Raw genomic sequence first — 726 nt, 5'->3', positions numbered from 1 at the left:
ATTCATTATAAAGGATTTTTTGTTGTCTAGACAGTTAAAAATTGAACATTACCAACATTTTTTATTATTAGTTATAATTAATGCAACGCTAGTGACTACCGACATAAGTGTTACATTCTGGATTTTAAATAAAAATAAAAAAGCACGGACGGTAGAGCAAAATGGTAAATTGAAAAAATACCGCAATCGTGGCAATGAAATTCTATTTATGGATTTAAGGCAAGTGGGAATTCCATTCGAGAAAAAATATGTTCAGTTTTCTGATGATGATATAAAAAAGGTAACAACAATTTATCACAATTGGCAACAAACTAATTATGAAATTACTTATCAAAATATCGGGGAATTATGTTACAGTGCAACGCTTAAAGAGGTTGAAAAAAGGGATTTTTCCTTAGTTCCTAGTAAATATATAGAGTTCATAAACCGTGATGAGAACATTGACTTTGAAAAGAAAATGGTTTCTTTACAATCGGAGTTTACTAGTTTATTAAAGGATGAGGAAGTATTAAAAAAGGACTTGTTAGGCGTTTTTAAGGAGCTTGGATATGAAATCAAATTATAAACGTTTAGGACCGTATATTCGGCAAGTTGATATAAAAAATAAAGATGATCAAAAAGATAATCTCTGATGTTAGTCTAATAATTGGACATAACAAATGGGGATTTTTATACTAAATATAATAATCTCTAGGAGTGTCTAAGATGGCCAAACGATATGATAAA

At 29.2% G+C, this 726-nt stretch carries 1 protein-coding gene; it reads left to right on the top strand.

Annotated features, from left to right (window positions below):
* Positions 1-565, top strand: a 565-nt coding sequence (locus IEX12_RS23165) for an N-6 DNA methylase (RefSeq protein WP_188725998.1), incomplete at its 5' end; no start/stop codon positions are given.
* Positions 566-726: the final 161 nt, after the last annotated feature.

The sequence above is a fragment of the Lentibacillus populi genome, from assembly GCA_014642895.1.
In the GTDB taxonomy this organism is placed as follows: domain Bacteria; phylum Bacillota; class Bacilli; order Bacillales; family Amphibacillaceae; genus Lentibacillus_C; species Lentibacillus_C populi.
Note: the sequence above shows the minus strand (reverse complement) of the source record. Positions and strands in the feature narration are given on the sequence as shown.